This is a genomic window from Nocardiopsis sp. MG754419 (genome assembly GCF_018207095.1).
GTDB lineage: Bacteria > Actinomycetota > Actinomycetes > Streptosporangiales > Streptosporangiaceae > Nocardiopsis.
Genome location: NZ_QOCZ01000236.1, coordinates 1 through 5,478 on the forward strand (window position 1 = coordinate 1; position 5,478 = coordinate 5,478).

Annotated in this window: 4 protein-coding genes; all 4 read left to right on the plus strand. The window is 76.2% G+C overall.

Annotated features, from left to right (window positions below; translation table 11 throughout):
* Positions 1 to 104: 104 nt before the first annotated feature.
* Positions 105 to 1,802, plus strand: a complete 1,698-nt coding sequence (locus DSY14_RS26655; protein WP_211719374.1) for a hypothetical protein — start codon at positions 105 to 107, stop codon at positions 1,800 to 1,802.
* Positions 1,799 to 2,473: a hypothetical protein gene (locus tag DSY14_RS26660; protein WP_211719371.1), complete on the plus strand. Its 675-nt coding sequence runs from the start codon at positions 1,799 to 1,801 to the stop codon at positions 2,471 to 2,473. The genes DSY14_RS26655 and DSY14_RS26660 overlap by 4 nt, the downstream gene beginning before the upstream one ends.
* Entirely contained in the window at positions 2,470 to 4,275 is a 1,806-nt protein-coding gene (locus DSY14_RS26665) for a type III-B CRISPR module-associated Cmr3 family protein (protein WP_211719372.1), read from the plus strand. Before DSY14_RS26660 ends, DSY14_RS26665 begins: the two co-directional genes overlap by 4 nt.
* Positions 4,272 to 5,478: RAMP superfamily CRISPR-associated protein (locus tag DSY14_RS26670; protein WP_211719373.1), on the plus strand; the 1,207-nt coding region annotated here is incomplete at its 3' end. The genes DSY14_RS26665 and DSY14_RS26670, both read left to right, overlap by 4 nt.

Genomic DNA, 5,478 nt, shown 5'->3' on the forward strand with positions numbered 1-5,478 from the left:
CTGTAGACGTAGGCCTGGATACCGCGCAGGTCCACGCCGACGAGGACCCCGACCACCGCGCACCGTCCGCCGCGTCGCCCCCCTCGTCCGGGGTCCTCGTCGGCGTGGACCTGCGCGGTATCCAGGCCTACGTCTACAGCGGGCGCCGCATCCTCGACGCGGTCGGCCGGGCCGCGCTCGTCGCCGAACTCACCGACACCTCCGACCACCGGCACGGTGTCGCCGACCTCATGCCCGAGGACGGTCTGACCCTGCGCGACGCGGGGGGCGCGCTCACCGTGGTCCTCCCGGACTTGGCCACCGCACGCACCTTCACGTCCCGCTACACCCGCAGGTTGCGGGACCGTGCCGGCGACCTCACCCCCGTGGTGGCGTTCGTCCCCTACGGTCCCGGTGCCCCGCAGGTGAGGGGGGAGGAGTCCGCCCCCGACCTGGACGCGGCCCTGGCCGCGCTGCCGGTACGCCTGCGGCGGGCCCGACGCCACATGTCGGCGTTGCACGCCCCGGCCCACGGTCACGGCATCACCGCGGTGTGCGCGGTCAGTGGGGCGCCCGCCGAATCGGTCGACAGCAGCCGATCCGACCACACACGTGTGCCCGAACGGGTGGCCGCCGACGTGGCCCGGGCCCGGGGCATCGGTCGCCGCTGGCACCGCGCGCACAGTGACGCCTGGCTGGCGGACGCCGTCACCGCCACCGGATCCCCGGAGTTGGCCCTGCCCATGGAAGTGGACCGGCTCGGCCGGGACCACGGGGACGTGAGTCGCGTGGCGGTGGTGCACCTGGACGTCAACGGGTTGGGCGAGATCCTGGGCCGGTACCGCGAACGGGTGGGCGACCCCGCCCGTCCGGGGTCGGGGGCCCTGGCCCAGCGGGACCTGTCCACCCGCATCGCCGGTCTGACACGGGGGCTCGCCCGTGCGCTGGTGCGGGCGGTGGCCGCCACGGTCCACGCCGCCCCCGGTGTCCACCCCCACATTCCCGGAGCGGGCACCGGCGGTCCGCTCACCCTGGACCACGACCCCTCCGGGACGGTCCGCCTGCCGCTGCGCCCGATCGTCGTCGCCGGGGACGACCTCACGATCCTGTGCGACGCCCGCTTGGCCTTGGCCCTGGTCCGTCACGCCCTGCACTGGTTGGACGCCGACCCCGAGCGGATCACCGACGTCGACGATCCTCGGGTGGCGCTGCATCGGGCCCTGGCCGCCGCGCACGGCACCGCCGGTCGTCGGGTGCGCGACCGCGCGCACACCACCTGGGTTCCGACGGTCGGCGCCGGTGTCGCGGTGCAGCCGGTGGGGGCACCCCTGTCGCTCGGGTACGACCTGTGCGAGGCGATGTGCCGGCTGGCCAAGACGCACAGGGTGGCCCGCGCCGAACACGATCCGACCGTCGCCGACGACCACACGGTGGCCTGGACGACCCGCTTCGACGGGGTGCGGCGGGTCATGGACCGTGTGGAGGCGGCCCGCGGAGCCCGGCCGCCGCGCACCGCGCAACCGATGAGCGGTGGCGACTTCACCCGCTTCCTGGACCGCTACCTGAGCGGGCACGGCGGCGGGGCGCTCGTGGACGGCGACACCCGGGGGCGCGGGTGGCTGGTCTCCTCGCTGGTGCCGTTGCTGGCGTCGGGCGCCGACCCCGAGCCGGAACTGGCCCGTCGTGCCCGGGTGACCGGGCGGCCCGTCGCCCTGCCGACGGGATGGACCCCCGGTGCCCTGCTCGACGCGGTGGGCGTGATGGACCTGTACCTGGACCCGTGGGCCACCACCGCGGCCCCGTCCGGGGGTGGAGGGGTGTGAGCACACCGGACCGCATCCTGGTGCGCCTGGTCTCCCCGGCGCTGTTCGTCGGCGCCAGCGCCGACGGCACGGGGGCCGACACCGACGTGGTCACCGACGGCCACGGGCTGCCTCACCTGCCCCGACACCGCCTGGCCGCGCGTCTTCGGGTCGGGGCGGTCGCCGCGACGGCCATCGCGCCCGATCTCGCCGCGACCGTGGAGCGGGTCTTCGGCCGAGGCCGTTCCCACGGGGCGGACCGCATCCTCCGGGTGGGACACGCGGTCACCGGCGACCCCGTGCGCGCCGCGGTCGCCCACGCCCTGGCCGGACGCGCCGAACCCCTGCGCTCCACCCTGCGCCGTGCCGTCACCGGCGCCTACACCACGCTGGAGTCGGGGGTGGAGATCGGCCCCGACGGCGCACCCGAACCGGGGAGGCTGCGCACCAACCGGGTCCTGCTGCCGGGCGTGACCCTGGGGGCCGTCCTGACCTGGTCCACGCCCCCGGAGCCGGACGACTGGCGGTGCCTGGCCCTGGCGTGCCTGGCCACCGACCAGATCGGACTCAAGGCCACCCGTGGTCGTGGCCGGGTCGACGTGCGTCTGGCCGCACCCGGGGACACCGACCCGCACACCACCACGCTGCGTCTGGCCGGAGCCCCGATGTCCACGGGAAGGACGTCTCCATGAGCCGTCCGGTCGTGGCCTACCTGCCCCTGCGCTACGTGCTCACCGACTCGGTGGTGGTGCGCACCTCGGTCGACCCGGTGCACAGCGACCCGGTGCTGAGCGGGCGCGCCCAACGCGGCATGCTCGCCGCCGCGCTGCGCAGGACCGGCCGGGAGCGCGAACTGGACGCCTGGGTGGCGCGCGGCGAACAGGTCCACTTCGCCCCGGCCCATCCCCGCCTGGAACAGCACGCCCGCCCCGGGGTCCAGGTGGTCGCCCACGCCGCGCCCGCCCACCTGTACACGCCGGGCAAGGACGGCGACACCCTCGTGGACGCGTTCGCCGGAGGCACCGACGATCCGAGTGTGCCCTACCGCGCGGTCCGCGACGCCCTGACCCCGGACCGGTCCCTGCGCGCCGCCGTGCGCATCACCGCCGAACGCTACCTGGGGCGATCCCGCCCGGGGGAGCCCGAGCGCGGGGTGCCCTTCTTCACGACCGGCCTCGACCCGGGTCAGGTCTTCGAGGCCCGTTGGCGGCTCAGTGGGCCCGACCACGCGTTCGTGGGCGCGTTGGCCGAGCGCATCCTGGAAGCGCTGGAGGCGGCCCGGGGGACGCTCACGCTGGGGTCGGGCGGAACCCGCGCGCACGGTGGGGTGGAGGTGGGGCCGGTGGACCCCGACCGCCCCCTGTCCCCGGACCGGGTGGCCTGGCCGTGCCCGGACCGTTCCCGGGCCCCCGGTCGGCTCGTCGACCTGCTGTTGCTCTCACCCGCCTTGGTGGTGGGCGCCCAGGGGCAGCACCGACCGCACGCCCTGGTGCCCTCCGTGCGTGAACTCTGGGACCGGTGTCTGCCCGGCACCGCCCCCGAGGTCGTGGCCGCCCACGTCGAACCCGTGCTCGTGGGCGCCTACCACCGTGCCTACCGGGGTCCGATGACCGTGCGCCGGGCCGCCGCCGCGGGGTCGGTGGTGCGTGTGCGCCCGAACGGCGGACTGACCACGGCGCAGGTGCGCCACCTGGAGGCGCACGTGCTGGGCGAACGGGCGGTGGACGGGTACGGCCAGTTCGTCCTCCTCGACCCGCCGCCTCCCGTCCCCGAACGGTTCGTGCCGCCCTCGACGCCGTCGCCGACGCGCCACAAGGGGACCGTGACCCTGCCCGACGGGCGTGTCCTGCCCGAGCCCGGGCCTCTGGACACGGACGCCGATCCGCAGTTGTGGGCTCTGCACGAGGCCCTGTTGTGGAACGCCGCCGCGCAACCCGTGCGCGATCACGCCCGGGACCTGGCCCGCGCCTCCGCGCCCACGCTGGACCCGCTCACCCCCAGTCTCCTGGGCCGGCTGCGCGAGGTGCTCTCGGACCCGGACCACACACCCGACGAGGCGCTGACCCGCCTGCACACCACGCTCACCGTACGAACCGGTCCCCCGGGGAGCGGTGACCACGGGGTCCTGCGCGAGCGTGCGGCGCGGGCACTGGAGCGCGCGCACCTGTCCCGCCCCGGTCGGGCCGGACGGATCACCGTCCACCGGTGGCTGGTCGACCTCTCCGGTGGTGCGCCGGCGAGGACCTGGTGGCGGTCCCACCGGCCCGGCGAGGGGCCGGACTCCGCCTATGCCCGAGCCGTGGCCGCCGTGGACCTGACCTGCCCCGACGGGCTGCCCGACCCCGCCCGGCCCAGCGGCCTGTCCCATCGCGCGGAGGAGTGGGAGGGCCGGTCGGCGTCCCGCCTGAGCCTGCTGCTGGTCTCCTCGTGGCTGGCGGAGGCGTCCCGCGTGCTGGGTGCGGTCTCCACCCGCGACGGGGGTGGCGCACGGTGAACCGTGACCTCGACGCTCCCCGTCCGCCCGCTCTGGTGTGGGAGTTCGCGACCCGCCTGTGCCTGCTCGGTGACGCCCACATCGGCGCGGCGCGCGCCACGCCTCGGCACGCCGCCGAGAGCGACGTGGACCTCACACTCGATCGCGACCCGCTCGACGGTCGGCCCCGGCTGCGCGCCACCACCCTGGCCGGGTTGTTGCGCCACGAACTCCTGGCCCGCACCGACCCGGTGGCCGCCGCCGCGCTGTTCGGCACCGAGGACGGATACGCCACGGGCGGGTCGGCGGGGCCCGCCCCCGTGACCAGTGCCCTGGACCTCGACGACGCCCGGGCCGTGCTGCCCGACGACCTGGCGGTGACGGTGCGCGTCGGTACCCGGGTCGACCCGGCCACCGGCGCCGTGTTCCCCGGGCGACTGTGGCAGTGGGAGGTCCTGCCCGCCGGAACGGTGTTCACCTGCCATCTGCGCCTGCGGGTTCCCGCCCCGGCCGACGAGGCCCGTCTGCTGGCCCTGCTGCTCATCGCCGCCCGGGGTCTGGACGGGGACGGGCCCGGCATCCGGGTGGGCGCGCGCACCGGTCGCGGACACGGAGCGGTCCGTGCCACCCACTGGTCGGCGTCCCGGTACGACCTCACCGATCCGGACGCGTGGTTCGGCTTCCACGCGCGCACCTGGGAGACGAGGCGACTCCAGGGCGCCGAGGCACTCGCCGGGCCCCCACAGGCGCTGGCCTCCCTCGTCCGCAACCGCCTGGGCGAACACGGGCACACGGCGGTCGCGGCGCACGTGGGGGCCCGCTCGGCCGTGCCGGACCCGCGCCGCCGGGCCGAACTGCGGTTGGAGATCCGGGTGGCCGAACGCACCGACCCGTTCGAGTCCGCCCCTTGCGCCCCGGACCTCCAGGGCGCCGAACACGAGCCGGACCGCCTGCGGCCCGCCGCGCTCATGATCGGTGACGTCCCCGAGGCGGACCGACTCGCCGACGTCGACCGTGCCCATCGGTGGCGACCCACCGTCACCGACGACGGGCGGGTGCACCCCCGCCCCGTACTCGGTGACACCGCCCTGTTCGCCCTGTTCAAACGTATCGGGGGGCGCCTGGTCCGGGACGCCGCCGAACACCTGGGCGGGCCGCCCGAGCGGTGGCGGGCCTGGCACGGACACTGGTGGGGCGCCGACCCCGCCTCCCCCGGACCGGGGG